Source organism: Vibrio sp. MA40-2, from assembly GCF_047302445.1.
Lineage (GTDB): Bacteria > Pseudomonadota > Gammaproteobacteria > Enterobacterales > Vibrionaceae > Vibrio.
Genome location: NZ_CP178628.1, coordinates 168,968 through 187,623, shown reverse-complemented (window position 1 = coordinate 187,623; position 18,656 = coordinate 168,968). Strand labels below are relative to the sequence as shown.

General features: G+C 41.0%; 21 protein-coding genes. 16 read left to right on the top strand and 5 right to left on the bottom strand.

The window, feature by feature from the left end:
* Window positions 1-106: 106 nt before the first annotated feature.
* The 3 genes from zipA (at window position 107) to cueR (ending at window position 3,763) form a co-directional block, all read left to right on the top strand.
* Entirely contained in the window at window positions 107-1,138 is a 1,032-nt protein-coding gene (gene zipA / locus ACLKML_RS08255) for a cell division protein ZipA (RefSeq protein ID WP_413284922.1), read from the top strand.
* 72 nt (window positions 1,139-1,210) lie between these two features.
* Window positions 1,211-3,223 (top strand): NAD-dependent DNA ligase LigA, encoded by a 2,013-nt coding sequence (ligA, locus tag ACLKML_RS08250; protein ID WP_413284921.1) that lies wholly within the window; start codon window positions 1,211-1,213, stop codon window positions 3,221-3,223.
* 153 nt (window positions 3,224-3,376) lie between these two features.
* Complete coding sequence (gene cueR / locus ACLKML_RS08245) at window positions 3,377-3,763, top strand: Cu(I)-responsive transcriptional regulator (protein WP_413284920.1); 387 nt, start codon at window positions 3,377-3,379, stop codon at window positions 3,761-3,763.
* Window positions 3,764-3,768: 5 nt separating this feature from the next.
* Here the strand turns inward: cueR and ACLKML_RS08240 are convergent, their stop codons facing one another.
* From ACLKML_RS08240 to ACLKML_RS08220, 5 genes are all read right to left on the bottom strand, one after another.
* A complete protein-coding gene (locus ACLKML_RS08240; RefSeq protein ID WP_413284919.1) occupies window positions 3,769-4,221 on the bottom strand; it encodes an NfeD family protein in 453 nt (150 codons plus the stop codon).
* Window positions 4,222-4,230: 9 nt separating this feature from the next.
* Window positions 4,231-5,151 carry an SPFH domain-containing protein gene (locus ACLKML_RS08235; RefSeq protein WP_413284918.1) on the bottom strand — a complete coding sequence of 307 codons (921 nt, stop codon included), beginning with the start codon at window positions 5,149-5,151 and terminating at the stop codon, window positions 4,231-4,233.
* Between the two features lie 479 nt (window positions 5,152-5,630).
* A complete protein-coding gene (locus tag ACLKML_RS08230) occupies window positions 5,631-6,485 on the bottom strand; it encodes a tetratricopeptide repeat protein (RefSeq protein WP_413284917.1) in 855 nt (284 codons plus the stop codon).
* A 353-nt stretch (window positions 6,486-6,838) separates the two neighbouring features.
* Window positions 6,839-7,666: an SDR family oxidoreductase gene (locus ACLKML_RS08225; RefSeq protein ID WP_413284916.1), complete on the bottom strand. Its 828-nt coding sequence runs from the start codon at window positions 7,664-7,666 to the stop codon at window positions 6,839-6,841.
* 69 nt (window positions 7,667-7,735) lie between these two features.
* On the bottom strand, window positions 7,736-8,644 hold the full coding sequence (locus ACLKML_RS08220) for a TIGR01777 family oxidoreductase (protein WP_413284915.1): 909 nt from the start codon (window positions 8,642-8,644) through the stop codon (window positions 7,736-7,738).
* Between the two features lie 154 nt (window positions 8,645-8,798).
* Between ACLKML_RS08220 and ACLKML_RS08215 the strand changes: the two genes are divergently transcribed.
* The 13 genes from ACLKML_RS08215 (at window position 8,799) to ACLKML_RS08155 (ending at window position 18,646) form a co-directional block, all read left to right on the top strand.
* The gene (locus ACLKML_RS08215) at window positions 8,799-9,533 is read left to right on the top strand and encodes a DUF1538 family protein (protein ID WP_413284914.1); all 735 of its coding nucleotides are present in this window, start codon (window positions 8,799-8,801) and stop codon (window positions 9,531-9,533) included.
* Window positions 9,530-10,303 (top strand): DUF1538 domain-containing protein, encoded by a 774-nt coding sequence (locus ACLKML_RS08210; protein WP_413284913.1) that lies wholly within the window; start codon window positions 9,530-9,532, stop codon window positions 10,301-10,303. Before ACLKML_RS08215 ends, ACLKML_RS08210 begins: the two co-directional genes overlap by 4 nt.
* 11 nt (window positions 10,304-10,314) lie before the next feature.
* Window positions 10,315-10,665, top strand: coding sequence for a P-II family nitrogen regulator (locus ACLKML_RS08205; protein WP_413284912.1), 351 nt, complete (start codon window positions 10,315-10,317; stop codon window positions 10,663-10,665).
* On the top strand, window positions 10,662-11,066 hold the full coding sequence (locus ACLKML_RS08200) for a CBS domain-containing protein (RefSeq protein WP_413284911.1): 405 nt from the start codon (window positions 10,662-10,664) through the stop codon (window positions 11,064-11,066). The genes ACLKML_RS08205 and ACLKML_RS08200 overlap by 4 nt, the downstream gene beginning before the upstream one ends.
* A 125-nt stretch (window positions 11,067-11,191) precedes the next feature.
* Window positions 11,192-11,743: a phosphodiesterase gene (gene yfcE / locus ACLKML_RS08195; protein ID WP_413284910.1), complete on the top strand. Its 552-nt coding sequence runs from the start codon at window positions 11,192-11,194 to the stop codon at window positions 11,741-11,743.
* Window positions 11,744-12,043: 300 nt separating this feature from the next.
* Window positions 12,044-12,439 (top strand): flagellar basal body rod protein FlgB, encoded by a 396-nt coding sequence (flgB, locus tag ACLKML_RS08190; RefSeq protein ID WP_413284909.1) that lies wholly within the window; start codon window positions 12,044-12,046, stop codon window positions 12,437-12,439.
* Between the two features lie 4 nt (window positions 12,440-12,443).
* On the top strand, window positions 12,444-12,860 hold the full coding sequence (gene flgC / locus ACLKML_RS08185) for a flagellar basal body rod protein FlgC (protein WP_317715506.1): 417 nt from the start codon (window positions 12,444-12,446) through the stop codon (window positions 12,858-12,860).
* A 12-nt stretch (window positions 12,861-12,872) separates the two neighbouring features.
* Window positions 12,873-13,577, top strand: coding sequence for a flagellar hook assembly protein FlgD (locus ACLKML_RS08180; RefSeq protein WP_413284908.1), 705 nt, complete (start codon window positions 12,873-12,875; stop codon window positions 13,575-13,577).
* A gap of 29 nt (window positions 13,578-13,606) precedes the next feature.
* Entirely contained in the window at window positions 13,607-14,911 is a 1,305-nt protein-coding gene (gene flgE / locus ACLKML_RS08175; RefSeq protein WP_413284907.1) for a flagellar hook protein FlgE, read from the top strand.
* A 174-nt stretch (window positions 14,912-15,085) separates the two neighbouring features.
* Entirely contained in the window at window positions 15,086-15,835 is a 750-nt protein-coding gene (flgF, locus tag ACLKML_RS08170) for a flagellar basal-body rod protein FlgF (RefSeq protein ID WP_413284906.1), read from the top strand.
* 24 nt (window positions 15,836-15,859) lie between these two features.
* Window positions 15,860-16,648 (top strand): flagellar basal-body rod protein FlgG, encoded by a 789-nt coding sequence (flgG, locus tag ACLKML_RS08165; protein ID WP_413284905.1) that lies wholly within the window; start codon window positions 15,860-15,862, stop codon window positions 16,646-16,648.
* Between the two features lie 80 nt (window positions 16,649-16,728).
* A complete protein-coding gene (gene flgH / locus ACLKML_RS08160) occupies window positions 16,729-17,508 on the top strand; it encodes a flagellar basal body L-ring protein FlgH (RefSeq protein ID WP_413284904.1) in 780 nt (259 codons plus the stop codon).
* 46 nt (window positions 17,509-17,554) lie between these two features.
* Window positions 17,555-18,646, top strand: coding sequence for a flagellar basal body P-ring protein FlgI (locus tag ACLKML_RS08155; RefSeq protein WP_413284903.1), 1,092 nt, complete (start codon window positions 17,555-17,557; stop codon window positions 18,644-18,646).
* The last annotated feature ends 10 nt before the right edge of the window (window positions 18,647-18,656 follow it).

Sequence of the window (18,656 nt, the reverse complement as noted above, 5' to 3'; positions counted from 1 at the left end):
TTAATTTATTCAAAAACTTCATACACTTTTGGTAAAGTAGTGAGATTATCCGATAGATTTTACTTCTGATGTTGGGTATTTCATTAGATACAGTAGAGAGTAGACCATGCAGGAATTGCGATTAGTACTCATTATAGTGGGTGCGCTAGCTATAGCGGCACTACTAATTCATGGGCTTTGGACAAGTAAAAAAGAAGGCAAAAGCAAGTTTGCTGAAAAATCAATGACGAGTAGTGATGATGTGGCTGCATCATTAACGGTTTCTAGTGATGACGTCACTGTTATTAAAAAAGAGAAAAAAGATCCAGGCTTTGGCGTGAATAGAGATTTTTCTCATGATCCGTTGGGTGTTGATGACCCTCTTGATAATGAAGGTGATACTTTTGGTCGCTTGAATAATCAAGAGGATAGTGAGGGTGATCTGCCGCACGTGACTTTATATGATGATATTGATACTTCTCCCAAGGATAAAGTCATATTTTCAGATGGCGATGAGGAGATTATTTTGAAGTCACCTAGAGTTACTTCAAAAAACGCTTCAGTAATTGCAGATTCTTCATTAACCACTGATTCTTCATTAACGACGGATATGCCGTTAACCAGTGATTCAACATTATCTCCTGATGCAGCATTATCTCCTGATTCAACATTAGCCTCTGATTCAACATTAGCCTCTGATGAAATCGACGCGCCCATTGAAGAGCAAGATGATGCGATGAAAGTGATTGTTATCAATGTTCACTGCTCAGGTGATGAACCATTTGTTGGTACAAAATTATTTGATAGCATGCGGCAGAACGGTTTGTTTTACGGTGATATGGATATTTTTCATCGTCATAATGATATGTCAGGTACCGGCAAGGTCTTATTTAGTGTGGCGAATATGATGGACCCTGGAACGTTAAAACACGATGATCCCGCAACGTTCTCTACTAAGGGGATTTCTTTATTTATGACGTTACCTGGCTTTGGCGACGTCGATCAAAATTTCAAACTAATGTTAAGAACGGCGCAACAAATAGCCGATGATATGGGTGGGAATGTGTTAGATGAACAACGTAACTTGATGACGCCAGATAAGTTACTCAGTTTTAAAAATCAAATTAGAGCGTTCAAAGCGCGCACAGCCCAACTCTAGAGTAAACAATTTAAAGGGCTCCGAATGGAGCCCTTTTTTATCGTATTAAAAAATAAAACGGGATCAGGAAAAATGTCTCAGTCGGTCGAAGATAGACTTAATCAACTTAAAAAAGAACTGCATTTTCACGGTGTAAAATATTATGTAGAGGATGATCCTCAGGTGCCTGATGCCGAATATGATCGTCTTATGCGAGAACTGTTAGAACTGGAAGAAAAGCATCCTGAATTTGTTTCTATAGATTCTCCGAGTCAACGAGTGGGAGGTATTCCATTAGATGGTTTTTCTCAAGTCAGTCACGAAATCCCGATGCTATCTCTTGATAATGCTTTTAGTGATGAAGAGCTAGATGCCTTTAAGAAGAGAATGGATGATCGAGTCACTAGCGACAAAATTGATGCATTTTGTTGTGAGCCTAAACTAGATGGTTTAGCCGTTAGCTTACTGTATGAAAATGGCATATTGATTCAGGCTGCGACGCGCGGAGATGGCAATACTGGCGAAAATATTACCGAAAACGTACGTACAATCACGGCAATTCCATTAGTGCTTCAAGGCAAAGGTTGGCCATCAAGAATTGAGGTTCGCGGCGAAGTGTTTATGCCTAAAGCGAGCTTTGAAAAATTTAATCAGCATGCTCTAAAATTTGGCACCAAACCTTTTGTTAATCCAAGAAATGCGGCTGCCGGTAGTTTAAGGCAACTGGATTCGCGTGTTACTGCTAAGCGTTCATTGAGTTTCTATGCGTATAGCGTTGGTGTAATTGAAGGCGGTGAACTTCCAGTTAGCCACTATCAACGCTTTTTGCAATTGAAAAAATGGGGGCTACCGATGTGCCCAGAAACCGCTAAGCTGGACGATATGATGGCGGTTAAAGCGTATTATCGTTCCATATTACAGCGTAGAGATGAACTCGGTTATGAGATTGATGGCGTAGTAATTAAAGTAGATAGCATCGCTATTCAACAACAACTCGGCTTTGTGGCTCGTGCGCCAAGGTGGGCTATTGCTTATAAATTTCCAGCGCAAGAAGAGCTGACTAAACTCAATTCCGTTGAGTTTCAAGTTGGACGCACAGGCGCCATTACGCCGGTCGCAAAATTGGAACCAGTGTTTGTTGGTGGAGTGACGGTTAGCAACGCGACGTTGCATAATGCTGACGAAATCGAACGCCTTGGAGTTAGGGTTGGTGATACCGTTATTATCCGTCGTGCAGGGGACGTTATCCCTCAAATTACTAATGTAGTTTTAGAAAAAAGACCTGAAAATGCAGTGAAAATCGTATTTCCGGATGCATGTCCTGTTTGTAATTCTACTATTGAAAGAGTGGAAGGAGAGGCAGTAGCTCGTTGTACTGGAGGTTTGGTTTGTCGAGCGCAACGTAAAGAAGCGTTAAAGCATTTTGTTTCACGCAAGGCACTCGATGTGGATGGTCTAGGAGATAAAGTGATCGAGCAGTTGGTTGATAAAGAAATGGTTGATTCACCGGCTGATCTATTTAAATTATCTGCTGGCGTGTTAACGGTTCTGGAAAGAATGGGACCTAAATCGGCGCAAAATGCGGTCAACGCACTGGAAAAATCTAAGAAAACGACGTTGGCTCGATTCCTCTATTCCCTCGGTATAAGAGAAGTTGGTGAAGCGACTGCCGCTAATTTAGCCACTCATTTTAAATCCTTACCTGCTATCCAGGCGGCTTCATTAGAGCAGTTAATTGAAGTATCTGATGTTGGTAATATTGTTGCTAATCATATTGTGCATTTCTTTGAACAACAGAAGAATGAACGAGTGATTAACGAGCTACTAGCACAAGGAATTCATTGGCCCCAAATAGAAGAGGCATCTGACGATGTACCTCAACCTTTAGCTGGTAAGGTAGTTGTCATCACTGGCTCATTTTCTCAATTGAATAGAAATGATGCTAAGGCCGCTTTACAAGCTTTAGGTGCTAAAGTAACCGGCAGTGTCTCGAAAAAAACTGATATTCTATTTGCTGGTGAAGCGGCGGGTTCAAAACTGACTAAAGCACAAGAATTAGGTATTGAGATTCTTGATGAGCAAGCTCTGGTGAATATTCTTGCTTAATATTGGCGAGAGTTAATTGGTTAAATGTTGGCGGTAAAGCGAACCGTTGGTTCTAGCTGGCAAGTTGGTATACGGTAAAAGAACAGGGGGGATATGACGAGCGGTCCCCCTTGTTGGTTTCTATTGTTTTATTCAGACTTATAGTGAACATTTATGCATATTAATCAGGTCGGTAAACTTACTAATTTATCTGCAAAGTCAATCAGGTTATATGAACAAAAGGGGCTAATCTCTCCGCCTCTTCGTGCTGATAATGGCTATCGTCAATATAATCAATCTCATATCGACGAGTTACAGATCATTGCCAGAGCGAAAAGAGTCGGCTTTACTTTGGATGAATGTAAAGAGTTAGTCGGCTTAGCGCTGAACCCCAAGGCTACTAGCGCAGAAGTTAAGCAGAAAACCCAACAAAAGCTGCAAGAAGTAGAGCAAAAATTGATCGAGCTGACTGAAATTAAAAATCAACTCGAACGTTGGGTTGAGGCATGTCCTGGAGATGAAGGGAATGTATGCCCAATAATCGATGGGTTAAAATCCTAACTGGATTATTCCGTTGGCTCTATGGTTAAAATAATACCGTCTACTTCAACAATTTTAACTAATGTTCCAGCACTAATGTCTTGTTGACTACGTGCTGACCAAGTCGTGTCACCAAGCCTAATACGACAGTTACCCTTTATAACATCTTCTTCAAGTTTGGTGACTTTACCAAGCAGTTGCTTGTCTTTTTGGTTTAACGAGCCCGTGCTTTCAGCGTGGAGATCTTTTTTGTATTGGTATCGCCACCAAATCCATGTCGTTATCAACGAAAAGCTCGCAAAGCAGATCCACTGTAATTGCCAGCTGATTGGCAGAAGAGATAACACTATGCCGACAAGGATAGCGGATAAGCCTAACCATAAAAAATACCCAGCGGTACCGAGTAATTCTCCAGAGAGCAACAAGAGCCCCAAAGCTAACCAATGCCAATGATTAACTTGATTGAGTAGTTCTAGCAAAATGGCTCCTTACTTGTCATCTTTTTGAAGTTTAAACATCTCAGCGATACCCGCCACAGAGCCCATTAATCCGGTTGCTTCTAAAGGCAACATGATGATCTTACCATTTTCTGCTTGTCCGATGGACTTAATTGCATCGGTATAACCTTGAGCAATAAAGTAATTAACCGCTTGCATATCACCATTGGTAATAGCTTCAGATACCATAGTGGTGGCTTGTGCTTCCGCTTCTGCTGCTCGCTCACGCGCTTCAGCCTGTAAGATAGCGGCTTGTTTTTCTCCTTCCGCGCGCAGAATAGCCGATTGCTTATGACCTTCGGCTTTAAGAATTTCGGCTTGACGAATCCCTTCTGCTTCAAGCACATCGGCTCGTTTATTACGCTCGGCTTTCATTTGGGCGTTCATGGCTGCTGTCAAATCGGCTGGAGGTTGAACATCTTTAATTTCAATCCGAGTTACTTTTACTCCCCATGGGTTAGTGGCTTCATCGACCACTGAAAGAAGTTTTAGGTTAATCATATCTCGTTGACTGAGCATTTCGTCAAGTTCCATTGAACCTAGCACAGTACGAATATTGGTTAAGGTTAAGTTGCGGATCGCGTGCTCTAAATCGTTAACTTCGTAAGCGGCTTTGGACGCATCAATAACCTGAACAAAGCAGACTGCATCGATATTAACGCTGGCATTGTCTTTAGAAATAACTTCTTGAGCTGGAATGTCTAATACACGCTCCATCATGCTTATTTTTGAGCCAACACTGTCAACAAAAGGAATAATTAAATTTAAGCCCGGTTTGAGAGTTTGTGTGTAACGGCCAAAACGTTCAACGGTCCAGTTATTACCTTGAGGAACCGTTTTTACCCCAGCAGCAATAAAAACAATCGTGGTAACAATTAATATTCCTATTGTAATAAGTACATCTAAAGTCATGGTATATCCTTTTCTAGGTTTATTTTTATGGTGTTGGCGTAACTTGCTATCGTGATGCAGTGAAATATTGAACGATGGTGCACCAATCAAGAGAATCAAAAAGCCAATAGACTTAGTTTAAATTGTTCCTGAAGAAATATTGGGTTTATTGTCAATGTTTTGTCTGAATATCAAATTATATTAACTGAGATGAATAGCTTGTTAATTAACTCGATTTTAAAAATCTTCATTTTTGTTGTTTTAGTGACAATGTCTAAATGAGCGAAAAGCAAGGGTAGAGCGGCTATTTTACAATGCTGTATTTAGCGCTAACATTAGCAATTATAAAGATAGAAAGTATAAAAATAGAACCTATAAGGATAGAACCTACAGTCGACAGCGTGTAAACATTGAACATGAATAAAGTGTCGACTGTGAATGGTATGTGGCGATCAGCTAGTATGATTGCCAGAACTACGGTCGTTAGTAAAGTACGGTTATTAGTAAAGTAATGAATAAAGTTGTCGGCGATACTTAGCGGCAATACTATTGCTTTGACCTAATGCCGCTAATATATCCATAAAGGACTTTTTCATTTCTCCATCTGACGTATTCAAGTCTTTGACTAAAAATGACCACAGCAATTGCAACGCTTCTTCTGAACGCGATACTTCGTGGTACTGCAAAGCCAGTTCCATTGCAACTTCAGCGGCATTTGGATCCTGTTTTAGTTTCTCTTCTAAAGATTGAATTTCTGGGCTATCTGCAGCTTGTTCATGCAGTTCTAATTTAGCGATCAGCCCTTTGTAGTAGTTGTCTTGGTATTCTAGTGGAATATGGCTAAGAAGCTGTTTAGCCAAATCAAATTGGTTGGTTTGTAGATAGCAATCTGCGGTTAACAGTTTTACATTTCCTTTATTTTTCAGTTCTTCATCCAAAGAATTTAGTAAGGTCAAGGCATTATCGTGTTCACCAGCCTGCATTTTTTCTTGCGCTTCTTGCAGAGTGAGTTCGTCTTGACTTGGCAAGTGCTTACTTAACATCTCTGAGATTGCCTCAATAGATTGAGGTCCACCTAAACCGTCGACTGGTTGGCCATTGACAAACAGTGCGATGGTTGGCAAAGCTTGAACACCAAATTGACCAGCAATCGCTTGTTGCTGCTCGCAATTAAGCAACGCGAGAGTAAATGCACCTTTGTATTGCTGAGCGAGAGTCTGTAGTTGAGGTATGATTTCTGAGCTTTCAGGGCTCATTGATGCCCAGAAATGAATAAGAACAGGGCGCTGAACGGATTGCTCTAGAATTTGACGAAAATTCTGTTCATTTAATTCAACTATATACTCAGGTTGCATGGTTTTCCCTTATTTAATGATGCTTTCTTCTTAAATATGGGTATGTACGACTAATATCAAGAGTGTTCGGTGGCATCAAACAAAAAAACGCCAAATAAAGGCGTTTTTTGTTTGAACTTTTGCGAGAGCTACAGAATAAATATAAACAGTAGCGCAACACCCACACCAATCCAATTGAGTTGGTTTAATGTCATCATATTCACCGAATGCAACGCTTAAAAAACATAGAACGAACGATCTAATACAGCTATGGTATATACATTGTATTACAGCTATGTGACAGTTCTATCAAAAAGCGAGTAAATTAAACGATATTGTGTGAATATTGACGCTTATAGAGGGTTTATCCTCCATTAAGTCGATTTTATCAGCAGTGAGTCGAGCCAGCGCGAAGGTAAGATACGTTTTAAAACCGAAAATACTTTGGTTGGTGTCGTCACTCGATACCTTAGTCTAGGTTTGGGCGAATTGAGAGCATGTAGTAGCGGTGCAATGATAGATTCTGCTGGTAATACGAATTTATTTTTAGAAGAGGCATCAGCCAGTCGATCTAACTGAATACGATACGCTTGCTTGTGCTCACTATTATTGACATCTATCCATTGTTTAAGCTTTAGTAATCCATTGGCCCTGAACTGAGTTTCGATTGGTCCAGGTTGGATAATGCTGAGCTTAATATCGGTATCGTGTAATTCTAAACGTAAAGTGTCACTCCATCCTTCTATGGCAAATTTTGATGCATTATAAGCGCCTCGATATTGCATTGCGGCAAATCCTAATACGGAACTATTTTGAATAATTCGTCCGTAGCCGTTTTTCCGCATATAAGGCAATATTTCGCATACAAGCTGATGCCAACCAAAAAAGTTACTTTGAAATTGTTCTTTAAGAGCCTGAACTGGCAAATCTTCGAGTGCACCTGGTTGGCCATAAGCGCCATTGTTAAAAAGCGCGTATAAGTTGTTATTACATAACAGCATGGTCTCAGTAACCGCTTTGGATATACTGGCGGGATCATTTAGATCCAATTGTATGCAGGTTAATCCTTCTTCCTGTAGTCGTGCAACATCTTGCGGTTGTCGACATGAGGCTATCACGTTGAAGCCTTGTTGGTTTAGCGCATGGGCACAAACATACCCGATACCTGTAGAACAGCCAGTAATAAGGATAGTTTTTGACATAATAGTGTGGGTTCGCTTTATTGCAATAATGACCTATAAGTTAACAGCTTACTGGCTAAATTGTTTAAATTAATGTTGCAAAATAGATTTTAGGGCCGGTTCTAATCTGGGGTAAGTAAAATTAAAACCCAGCTCTGTTAAGTGTTTGGGCTTAGCTCGAATACTATCAAATAAAAGACAACTGGCCTCACCCATCACTAATTTTAGAACCCATTTAGGGGTGGCGAGTAACATCGGTCGATGCAGCGAAGAAGCTAACGTTTGGCTAAACTCTCGATTTGTTACAGGGTGAGGGGCACTGAAATTAAAACAGCCACTTGCATGTGGTGTGGTTAATAGAAATACCAGTGCTCTAACCATATCGTGCAGGTGTATCCATGGCATGTATTGCATGCCTTGTCCTAAACGGCTTCCCAATCCAAGTTTAAATGGTGGCAACATCATAGGAAGTGCGCCGCCGTCTAACCCTAAAACTAACCCTGTTCGAACGATACAAACACGTGTGGATTCTGATTGGGCTTTTTGAGCGATTGATTCCCAAGTGTCGCATACATAATGTGTAAACCCTTGGTGATATACATGCAAAGATTCATCGAACGGATGGTGCTGTTGATCGCCATAATAGCCAACCGCAGAACCACTGATAAATGTAGTGGGTGGTGTCGTGCTTGCATGAATGCGCTCGACCAGTTGTTCGGTGATGGACCAGCGACTGTCACAAATAGATTTTTTTTGTTTCTCACTCCATCGTTTACCTGCAATCGGTTCACCAGCCAAATTGATAATGGCGTCAATTTGGTTAAAATTAGTGTAGCCATCTAAGCTATCAATGTAGGTAATATTGCCCACGTCCGCATGCTTTAATTTGTTTCTTGCACTGACGAGATCTCGAGTTAAGAGTACTATTTGATGTGTAGAAAGGTGCTTAATTAATTCTGAACCAATAAAACCGGTACCGCCAGTTAGCAATATACGCATGTATCCCCCTCATAGTAATGTATGTTTTTATTATAGACGCTACCCACCATTCGGACTAAATATCTCATTTTGGTAAAAAAAAAGAGATAATTGTGGACGAGTTTTTATTCTTTGCCCAACATAAGAATAAGTTAATATTCTAACGGGAGGAAGCATGGAAGCACTGATCGCTTTATTTAAAGCTATGCTTGGAAGCTTGCGTGATCTCCTTCCAATTATTGTCGTGATTGCCTTCTTTCAACTTGTGGTTCTGCAAGGTCCTCTACCTAATTTACCTTCTATTCTTGTTGGTTTACTTTTTATTGTACTTGGGCTGACATTTTTTATCTTTGGTTTGAACATGAGTTTATTCCCTATTGGGGAAAGTATGGCTCAATCTTTTGCCCGCAAAGGCAGTCTTTTTTGGCTGATCTTATTTTCGTTTAGTTTGGGTTTTGGAACCACTATTGCCGAACCTGCTTTGACAGCGGTTACGCGTGAAGCGGCGAAAGTTGCCGCTGAGGGAGGAGTAATAGCCCACACGTTAGATGCTATGGATAATTATGCCAACGGGTTGAGAATCACCGTAGCTCTTTCTGTTGGGTTAGCCATCGTTATAGGGGTAATGCGAATCTTAAAAGGGTGGCCAATTCACATAATGATTTCTGCTGGATATGCGTGTGTCATTATTCTTACTTGGTTTGCACCTGAAACTATCATTGGTATTGCATACGATTCTGGAGGCGTCACCACATCAACCATAACAGTGCCTTTAGTTACTGCTTTAGGGGTCGGTTTAGCCTCTTCGATTAAAGGCCGAAATCCGATGTTAGATGGATTTGGTTTGATAGCATTTGCCTCATTATTACCTATGATTTTTGTTATGGCTTATGGGATGATTTTGACATGATCAGTGTCTCTCAATTTGTCGACACTTTTATTGGAACTGTACTCGATGTGATCCCTATCGCCACTATTATTTTTGGATTTAAAATAGCGGTATTAAGAAAGCCTGTCGCCAATTTAGCTAAAGTTATTCTCGGTTTTTTTTATGTGATTTTAGGTTTGTCATTATTCTTATTAGGTCTAGAGTTGGCATTATTTCCTTTAGGTGAAACGATGGCTGCACAATTGACGGCACCAGAGTTTTTACATTCCTATAAAGATAATATCGTCGCTAGCCTAAGTTGGCTTGATTATCATTGGGTTTATTTATTCGCTTTTTCTATTGGTTTTAGCACCACTATTGCCGAGCCATCATTGATTGCAGTAGCAATTAAAGCTAACCAAGTATCGGGTGGCACCATCAGTGTTAACGGTTTGCGCATTGCAGTGGCACTAGGCGTAGCCATTGGTATTTCATTAGGTAGTTATCGAATTGTTGTTGGTGATCCTATCCATTATTACATCATGGTCGGCTATGTGATGGTGATCATACAGACTCATTTTGCACCCAAAATGATTGTGCCATTAGCTTATGATTCAGGTGGCGTCACCACGTCAACAGTGACGGTTCCTCTAATTACAGCGCTGGGATTAGGATTAGCCTCAACAGTACCGGGTAGAAATCCGGTTATAGATGGGTTTGGTTTAATTGCATTTGCAAGTTTGTTTCCCATTATTACTGTCATGGCATATGCCCAAATAACGCAATGGTTAAATGCAAGATCCGCTTTTTAAGGAGAATATTTATGCGCTTTAAATTGATACTCGCTTTTGTAGAAGATACAAAAACTGATGCGGTGTTAGATGCAGCTCGATCTGCTGGTGCAACAGGTGCGACAGTTATCAACAATGCGAGAGGTGAAGGACTAAATCAAAAAACAACTTTTTTTGGTCTCACCTTAGAAGTACAAAAAGATGTTGTGCTATTTGTAGTAGAAGAGCATTTATCTAGGCAAATACTTGAACGCATCAGCACAGTCGGCGAATTTGATGATGAGCCGGGTCAAGGTATTGCGATTCAAATTGATATTGAAGACGCAGTTGGGGTTGCGCATCAGGTTGAAACATTAACGAAGGTCGTTGAGGACGAATTATGAATCAGCATAAGGCAGTTAAAGTTAGAGATGTAATGGCTAATTCTTATGTTTTGGTCGACGGCGTTACTACGGTCAAAGAAGGAATACAATTGGCTAGAAAGCATGTAGTGAAAGCGCTTGTGGTGGATAAACGTCATGAAGATGATGAGTATGGTATTGTGCTCATGAATGACGTAGCCAAAAAAGTTCTTGCGCAAAACCGTTCAGTCAATCGGACCAATATATATGAAATAATGACTAAACCCGCTCTGTCAGTGAGTCCTGATATGAACGTTAAATATTGCGCTCGTCTATTTGAGCGTTTTGGTATTAGTCGAGCTCCGGTAATTGAGAATGGGGTTGTAATAGGCATGGTTAGCTACAACAATATTGTGGTTAATGGGATGGCATTAGATGTTTAATAAAGCACAACGGCGTGACATGTGTGCAATGACATTTATTTAAATGATGAAATGCGTAAAATGATAACGCTGATTGAAAGTTAAAATATGTTGGGTTGAATGACAGAAAAGAATAGAGAGACCAAATGAAACTGTTTTTTGCATCTGATTTGCATGGTTCATTGCCCGCCACAGAGGCGGTACTAGAAAAATATCAAGCGTCCGGTTGTGATTTTCTCATTCTATTAGGGGATATACTCAATCATGGGCCAAGAAACCCGGTTCCTGACGGTTATCAACCAGCAGAAGTGGCAATACAACTCAATGCCTACAAGAGCGAAATAATAGCCGTGCGAGGTAATTGCGACAGCGAAGTGGATCAAATGCTATTAGATTTTCCGATGATGGAGTCTTATGCATGGGTGATATTAGAAAGTGGAGTACGAATATTTCTTACGCATGGGCATCATTATAATAGTGACAACCGCCTAGCATTAAAAGTCGGTGATGTTATCGCACATGGACACAGCCATATTCCGGTGGCAGAAAAAAACGGCGACCAATTTATTTTTAATCCGGGTTCCGCCACCTTTCCTAAAGGTGACTATGTTGCAAGCTACGGTTTATATAGCAATGGTGTTTTTAACGTGTTGTCATTTTCAGATGAAATTTTAAAAACGATGATTTTACCAAGTTAAATTGATTATTAAACTTTGGATAAAAATAACAACGTCATTCTCTATGTTGAGTAATGGCGTTTTTTGTTCGAGTATCAAGTAAAACAAAATCCAAGTGTTGGAGCAATTTATGCCTAGTGTTAGATCAATTTATGCGAGTGTTGGATCAATTTATGCAAAATGTTGAATCAATTTATACGCTAGGTCTGGCTAAAAAACGGTTCCAGCGGTCAATGGACTTAATAATAAATAGTTTTAGTTTTTTGGCACGATGATTGCTTTTATATAATCGTAAGTCATTTTTGATAGTAGAGGTACGGTATGACTATTTCTTTTAATGATGCGTTAGGCATTCACCAACACACCGTTGGTACTCGGGAGCGCAATGCAGAGATTATCTCTACAAACATTGCTCAAGCGAACACGCCTGGCTATAAAGCAAAAGGAATGGACTTTCAAAAAGCACTTCAGGCGGCAACGTCAGGGGCAAACTTTGGTCTTAATCGTACTAATGAGCGGCATATAGCTGCCTCTACTAACATTAATGGGGATGTAAAATACCGAATTCCTACTCAGCCAGATACCGGTGATGGCAACACTGTAGATGTTGATTTGGAGCGTAATTTATTTATGCAGAATCAAATCAGACACCAAGCGTCACTCGATTTCTTAGGCGGCAAGTTTAAGAACTTAACTAAAGCAATCAAAGGGGAATAATTAGATGAGCTTATTTAATGTATTCAATGTAACTGGTTCTGCCATGAGTGCTGAATCTGTTCGTCTAAATACGACCTCAAGTAACCTGGCTAACGCAGATAGCATTAGTGGTTCTGCTAAAGAAACCTATAAAGCACGTCATGCAGTGTTTGGTGCCGAGTTAAGCAAGGCGAGTTATAACCGTGACCATACGGTTCCAGTTAAAGTTTTAGGAATTGTAGAGAGTGATAAGCCTCTTCAAGCGGAATACAACCCAGAGCATCCATTAGCTAACGACGAAGGTTATATTTATAAACCTAACGTTAACGTTATGGAAGAAATGGCGAACATGATTTCTGCATCTCGTTCATATCAAACGAATGTTCAGGTAGCAGATGCAAGTAAACAAATGCTGCTGCGTACGCTGCAGATGGGTCAATAAGGAGAAAGCGTAATGGCAATCAACAACGTTGGTCAGACCGGCTTGTCCTATGTAGACCAGCTTAAAAGCCTTCAAGAGCAAAATAAGCCAACTGAGACAACCGGTAAGCAAGACCTCAAGCAAGAGGATTTCTTATCCTTACTCACTAAGCAACTTGCTCAACAAGATCCGTTTAAGCCGGTAAGTAATGACCAGATGATAGCGCAAATGGCTTCATTTGCGACCGTTGATGGTATTAATCAGATGAATGGACAGTTCGAAAACCTAAATTCATCAATGACCTCCAATCAAGCACTACAAGCATCGACATTAGTTGGGCGAGATGTGTTGGTTCCTGGTGCCGCAGGCATTAAAGCGGACAACGCTGGCATGGCAGCAATGGTCAAGCTTCCTGCCTCGGTAGATAATTTATTTGTCAGAGTAGAAAACGAGCTCGGTCAATTAGTACGAACATTAGATGTGGGTGCCAAACCTGCCGGTGATAGTCGTGTTGAGTGGGACGGTAAAGATGAAAACGGCGTTCCTATGCCGGCCGGCAAATACAATGTAAAAGCGGGCGGCCTATTGGATGGACAAAGTACAGAGTTTGAAGTATCAACTTATGCAAACGTGAACAGTGTTCTTCTCGGTAAAGGTGATGGGAATGTACTGCTTAATCTGGCTGGCTTTGAATCGCCAGTTAAACTTGCTGAAGTATTAGAAGTTGGCAAAGCGTAACAGCGCTAGCTAGATAAGAGGAAATTGAAATGTCATATGTAGCTTTAAGCGGTTTATCCGCTGCACAATTAGATCTAAATACAACGAGTAATAATATTGCTAACGCCAACACGTTCGGTTTTAAAGAATCACGAGCGGAATTTGGCGATGTATATTCAAGTTCAGTATTTACTAATTCTAAGACCACACCTGGTGGCGGGGTTCAACCCAGTAAAGTTGCCCAGCAATTCCATGAAGGATCGAGTGTTTATACTAACAACCCGATGGATCTACGTATTGGTGGTACAGGCTTTTTTGCAGTATCAAAAGATCGCATGGTGCCGCAACAAAATGAAATGACCAGAAACGGCGCGTTTCATTTAAATAAAGATAACTACATGGTTAGCTCAAATGAAGAGTTTTTATTAGGTTATCAGGTCGATCCAGATAGCGGTGATGTACTCTCATACGAACCTACGCCACTGCAAGTTCCGCCTGAGTTTGGTAAGCCTAAGCAGACAGCAAATGTAGAAGTAGGCGTTAATCTACCGGCAAATGGTGACTTAAAAGATCCAGCTCTGTTTGATTTTACCGATAAAGAAACATTTAACCGTTCAACTTCTTCTACTATTTATGATTCTATGGGTCAGTCGTATAAAATGTCGACTTACTATTTAAAAGACATGACTCAACCGAATACATGGCAGACTTACTACACCGTTACCGATAAAAACGGCGAAAAACCGTTAAATATTACCGGTGGTGACGCAACCAATGCGACTGGCCATGTTGGGCATACTATGAAATTTAATACCGATGGTACGCTTTCAAGTATTAATAGTGGTAACAACATAGTAACCGAACAACTTGGTGTTGGTCCAAACGCTATTGATTTAAATGGTGCGGATACAACGCAGTTGATGTCATTTAAAGTGGACGGCGCAACCCAGTTTGCTGCTCCGTTTGAATTGACGAAGTTTGATGAAGATGGGGCAACAACCGGTTTCCTTACCAAGCTTGATTTTGATGAAAATGGCACAATTTTAGGCACGTACTCTAATGGAGAAAACGTCTCTCTCGGTCGAGTTGGTTTGGTGAGAGTGTCCAATGAGCAAGGTTTGGACAAAAAAGGCGGAACTCAATGGGATTCTACTCAAGCATCTGGTCAGAAAATTTGGGGCGAGTCTAATAAGGGATCATACGGAACGATCTCGAACGGAACGTTAGAGCAATCCAACATTGATATGACTCAAGAACTGGTTGATTTGATTTCAGCACAACGTAACTTCCAAGCGAACTCACGTTCACTTGAAGTACATAATCAAACTCAACAAACTATTTTACAAATTCGTTAAGCGTTTATATGAGTACAACTTTGCCGCTTTTGGGCGGCAAAGTCCTTTCTTCTCTTTGCCTTCTTTCTATTCTGACGATTAATTTACTCACATCTTATTGTTATTAAACAACTAATTTAGTTGGCATGGCTATTGCTTTAGTTTGCTTAGACAGTAAATTTTCGGAGCAATATTATGGATCGTGCCTTGTTTCTTGCCATGAGTGGCGCTAAGCAAAATATGCAAGAGATGCAATTAAGAGCCAATAACCTAGCCAACGTTAGTACAACAGGTTTTCGTGCTGATCTTGCACAAGCACGCTCAATGCAAGCCTATGGTGACGGTTTACCTTCTCGTGTTTTTAGTATGACCGAACGCCCTGGCCAAAATTTTGCTCAAGGGAGTGTTATAACCACAGGCCGAGATCTAGATGTAACGATTGAAGGCGATGGTTGGTTATCTGTATTAGATAAAACCGGCCAAGAAGGTTTAACCCGTAACGGCAATTTACATATCGATGAAACAGGCCTGCTAACCAATGGCTCTGGCCATGTGGTCCTGGGTGAGGCGGGCGCACCAATCACCTTGCCTGTCCCAATAGCAAAAATAGAAATTGGCCGTGATGGCACTATTTCCGTATTGCCGAAAGGCGCACCTGCCGATGCAATGGAACAAGTGGATAGAATTAAGCTTTCTAGGCCAAATAATCGAGATTTATTTAAAGATTCTAATGGGCTATTCAGAGCCAAAGATCCAAACCAGTTTTTTGAAGCCGATGCGAATGTGAAGGTTATGACTGGTGCAGTCGAAGGAAGTAACGTAAGTGCGATTGGTGAAATGACCAGTCTAATTGATATACAGCGCCAGTTTGAAATGCAAGTCAAACTGATGAGCAATGCAGAAGAGATGGACAAAGCGTCTGATTCACTGCTTCGTATGAGCTAACAGATTTAGTTAAGGGGATTAGTTATGCATCCGGCATTATGGGTAAGTAAAACAGGTTTAGATGCTCAACAAACCAACATCTCAACCATATCCAACAACTTGGCAAACGCCTCAACGATTGGCTATAAAAAAAGCCGCCCAGTATTTGAGGATTTGTTCTATCAAAATATTAATCAACCAGGCGGTCAGTCGTCGCAAAATACGGAATTACCTAGTGGGTTAATGCTTGGTGCCGGTTCTAAAGTCGTTGCAACCCAAAAAATTCATACGCATGGCAATGCCCAAACGACCACTAACGCATTAGATATGATGATCGAAGGCGACGGTTTTTTCCAAATTGTTATGCCAGACGGCAACATGGGATATAGCCGTAATGGCCAGTTTACGCTAAACGACGAAGGTATCATTGTAACGTCTGGTTCTGGTTACTCATTAGAGCCTGAGATTGTTATTCCAGATGATGCGATTTCTATTACTGTCGGTAATGATGGTGAAGTGTCGGTTCGCCTACGAGGTCAACAAGATAACCAAGTGGTTGGACAAATAACCACGGTGGATTTTATTAATCCGGGTGGTTTAGAACCTATCGGGCAAAACTTATATTTGCCTACAGGTGCAAGTGGTGACCCAACGGAAGGCGTTCCTGGCTTAGATGGGTTGGGTTCTGTTCGTCAATCCATGTTAGAAACCTCTAATGTTAATGTTACCGAAGAACTGGTGAATATGATTGAAGCGCAGCGTGTTTACGAGATGAATTCAAAAGTTATCTCCGCCGTGGATAAGATGCAAAGCTTTGTCAATCAGCAGTTGTAATGTTAGTTGATTAAAGTCGTTATGTTTTGCAATTGATGTTTGTTGCAACCAATAGTTGAATTTGAAGTGAGCGAGTCGCTATGAAACGTATTTTTGGGTTAGTTTTAATGTTAACCATGTCAGGTTGCACTATGTTGTCACCAATCATTGAAGGCAACGATGTTGAACAGAGCACAACATTAGTTGACGCAGTGGAAGGCGACAAAGCGGAAGTCGAAGATTCGGGCATTATTGACAGCTTGAGAACACGTAACGACCCTGTTGAAGGTGATCCTGCTTGGGCGCCAATTCATCCTAAACATAAAGCCAAACATTATGCCGCCGCCACCGGATCGTTATTTAATGTCGGTTATGCAACCAACTTATACGATGATTCAAAACCTCGTGGCGTGGGTGACATTGTTACCGTCATGATGGAAGAACAAACTAAAGCAGCAAAAAGCGCCGATGCCGACTTATCCAAAAGTAATGATTCCTCAATGGATCCACTTTCTGTTGGAGGACAACCATTAACAATTGGCGATTACGATTTTTCTTATGAGCTCAGTAATGATAACAACTTTAGTGGCGAAGCCACCGCCAATCAAAGCAACAGTTTAAGTGGTTCTATTACCGTTGAAGTTATCGAAGTACTGGCTAATGGTAATTTAGTTATACGCGGTGAAAAATGGCTTACGCTGAACGCCGGAGATGAATATATTCGTTTAAGTGGGACTATCCGTCCAGACGACATTAGCTTTGACAATACTATTGCGTCTAATCGAATTTCTAATGCCAGAATTCGTTATTCAGGCACCGGTACGCAACAAGATATGCAAGAACCTGGATTCTTGGCACGATTCTTTAATGTCTCTTTATAGAAACGTGAAATAGTCGAAGTATTGACAGTAAAATGAGGTTCTATGCATGAACAAATTAGCAATAATAATCGTTGGTATAGTGATGATGACAACATCGGCATACGCTGCAAGAATTAAAGACATTGCAGAAGTCGCCGGCGTCCGTAGTAACCAATTAGTTGGTTATGGCTTGGTCACTGGCCTTCCTGGAACAGGGGAATCTACGCCGTTTACTGATCAAAGCTTCAATGCCATGTTACAAAATTTCGGCATACAATTGCCACCAGGGACTAAACCAAAAACAAAAAATGTTGCCGCTGTCATTGTTACAGCAGAACTGCCCGCTTTTTCTAAGCAAGGTCAAAAAGTGGATGTGACGGTTTCCTCTATTGGTTCCGCTAAGAGTTTGCGTGGTGGTACGTTAATCCAAACCTTTTTGAAAGGTCTCGATGGCGAAATTTATGCAATAGCACAAGGCAATTTAGTGGTCAGTGGATTCAGTGCAGAAGGTGCAGATGGGTCGAAAATCGTAGGAAACAACCCAACAGTTGGTTTGATCTCTAGTGGCGCAAGTGTTGAACGTGAAATACCTAGTCCTTTTGGTCGAGGCGATTTTATCACATTCAATTTAGTTGAATCTGATTTTACTACCGCTCAACGTATGGTTGACACAGTAAATAATTTTCTAGGCCCACAAATGGCTTCAGCAATAGATTCGACTTCAGTTAAAGTTCGAGCACCTCGTGATGTCAGCCAACGAGTGGCGTTTCTTTCCGCTATTGAAAATCTTGAATTCACTCCTGCGGATGGCGCTGCCAAAATTATTGTTAACTCACGTACTGGGACGATTGTTGTTGGACAACATGTAAGACTGAAAGCGGCCGCAGTAACGCATGGTGGTATGACGGTTGCGATAAAAGAAAATTTAAATGTTAGTCAACCTAACGCTTTTGCTGGTGGAGAGACGGTTGTAACGCCTGATACCGATATTGAAGTAACAGAAAAACAGGGCAAAATGTTTAATTTCCAACCCGGTCTTACCCTTGATGATCTAGTTAGAGCCGTCAATGAAGTAGGTGCGGCACCTTCCGACTTAATGGCTATCTTACAGGCACTTAAACAAGCTGGTGCTATCGAAGGCCAACTTATTATTATTTAAAGGTGACGTG

Coding starts and splice junctions, on each gene's coding strand:
- zipA (WP_413284922.1), top strand. CDS start 107: ATGCAGGAATTGCGATTAGTACTCATTATAGTGGGTGCGCTAGCTATA.
- ligA (WP_413284921.1), top strand. CDS start 1,211: ATGTCTCAGTCGGTCGAAGATAGACTTAATCAACTTAAAAAAGAACTG.
- cueR (WP_413284920.1), top strand. CDS start 3,377: ATGCATATTAATCAGGTCGGTAAACTTACTAATTTATCTGCAAAGTCA.
- ACLKML_RS08235 (WP_413284918.1), bottom strand. CDS start 5,151: ATGACTTTAGATGTACTTATTACAATAGGAATATTAATTGTTACCACG.
- ACLKML_RS08230 (WP_413284917.1), bottom strand. CDS start 6,485: ATGCAACCTGAGTATATAGTTGAATTAAATGAACAGAATTTTCGTCAA.
- ACLKML_RS08225 (WP_413284916.1), bottom strand. CDS start 7,666: ATGTCAAAAACTATCCTTATTACTGGCTGTTCTACAGGTATCGGGTAT.
- ACLKML_RS08220 (WP_413284915.1), bottom strand. CDS start 8,644: ATGCGTATATTGCTAACTGGCGGTACCGGTTTTATTGGTTCAGAATTA.
- ACLKML_RS08215 (WP_413284914.1), top strand. CDS start 8,799: ATGGAAGCACTGATCGCTTTATTTAAAGCTATGCTTGGAAGCTTGCGT.
- ACLKML_RS08210 (WP_413284913.1), top strand. CDS start 9,530: ATGATCAGTGTCTCTCAATTTGTCGACACTTTTATTGGAACTGTACTC.
- ACLKML_RS08205 (WP_413284912.1), top strand. CDS start 10,315: ATGCGCTTTAAATTGATACTCGCTTTTGTAGAAGATACAAAAACTGAT.
- ACLKML_RS08200 (WP_413284911.1), top strand. CDS start 10,662: ATGAATCAGCATAAGGCAGTTAAAGTTAGAGATGTAATGGCTAATTCT.
- yfcE (WP_413284910.1), top strand. CDS start 11,192: ATGAAACTGTTTTTTGCATCTGATTTGCATGGTTCATTGCCCGCCACA.
- flgB (WP_413284909.1), top strand. CDS start 12,044: ATGACTATTTCTTTTAATGATGCGTTAGGCATTCACCAACACACCGTT.
- flgC (WP_317715506.1), top strand. CDS start 12,444: ATGAGCTTATTTAATGTATTCAATGTAACTGGTTCTGCCATGAGTGCT.
- ACLKML_RS08180 (WP_413284908.1), top strand. CDS start 12,873: ATGGCAATCAACAACGTTGGTCAGACCGGCTTGTCCTATGTAGACCAG.
- flgE (WP_413284907.1), top strand. CDS start 13,607: ATGTCATATGTAGCTTTAAGCGGTTTATCCGCTGCACAATTAGATCTA.
- flgF (WP_413284906.1), top strand. CDS start 15,086: ATGGATCGTGCCTTGTTTCTTGCCATGAGTGGCGCTAAGCAAAATATG.
- flgG (WP_413284905.1), top strand. CDS start 15,860: ATGCATCCGGCATTATGGGTAAGTAAAACAGGTTTAGATGCTCAACAA.
- flgH (WP_413284904.1), top strand. CDS start 16,729: ATGAAACGTATTTTTGGGTTAGTTTTAATGTTAACCATGTCAGGTTGC.
- ACLKML_RS08155 (WP_413284903.1), top strand. CDS start 17,555: ATGAACAAATTAGCAATAATAATCGTTGGTATAGTGATGATGACAACA.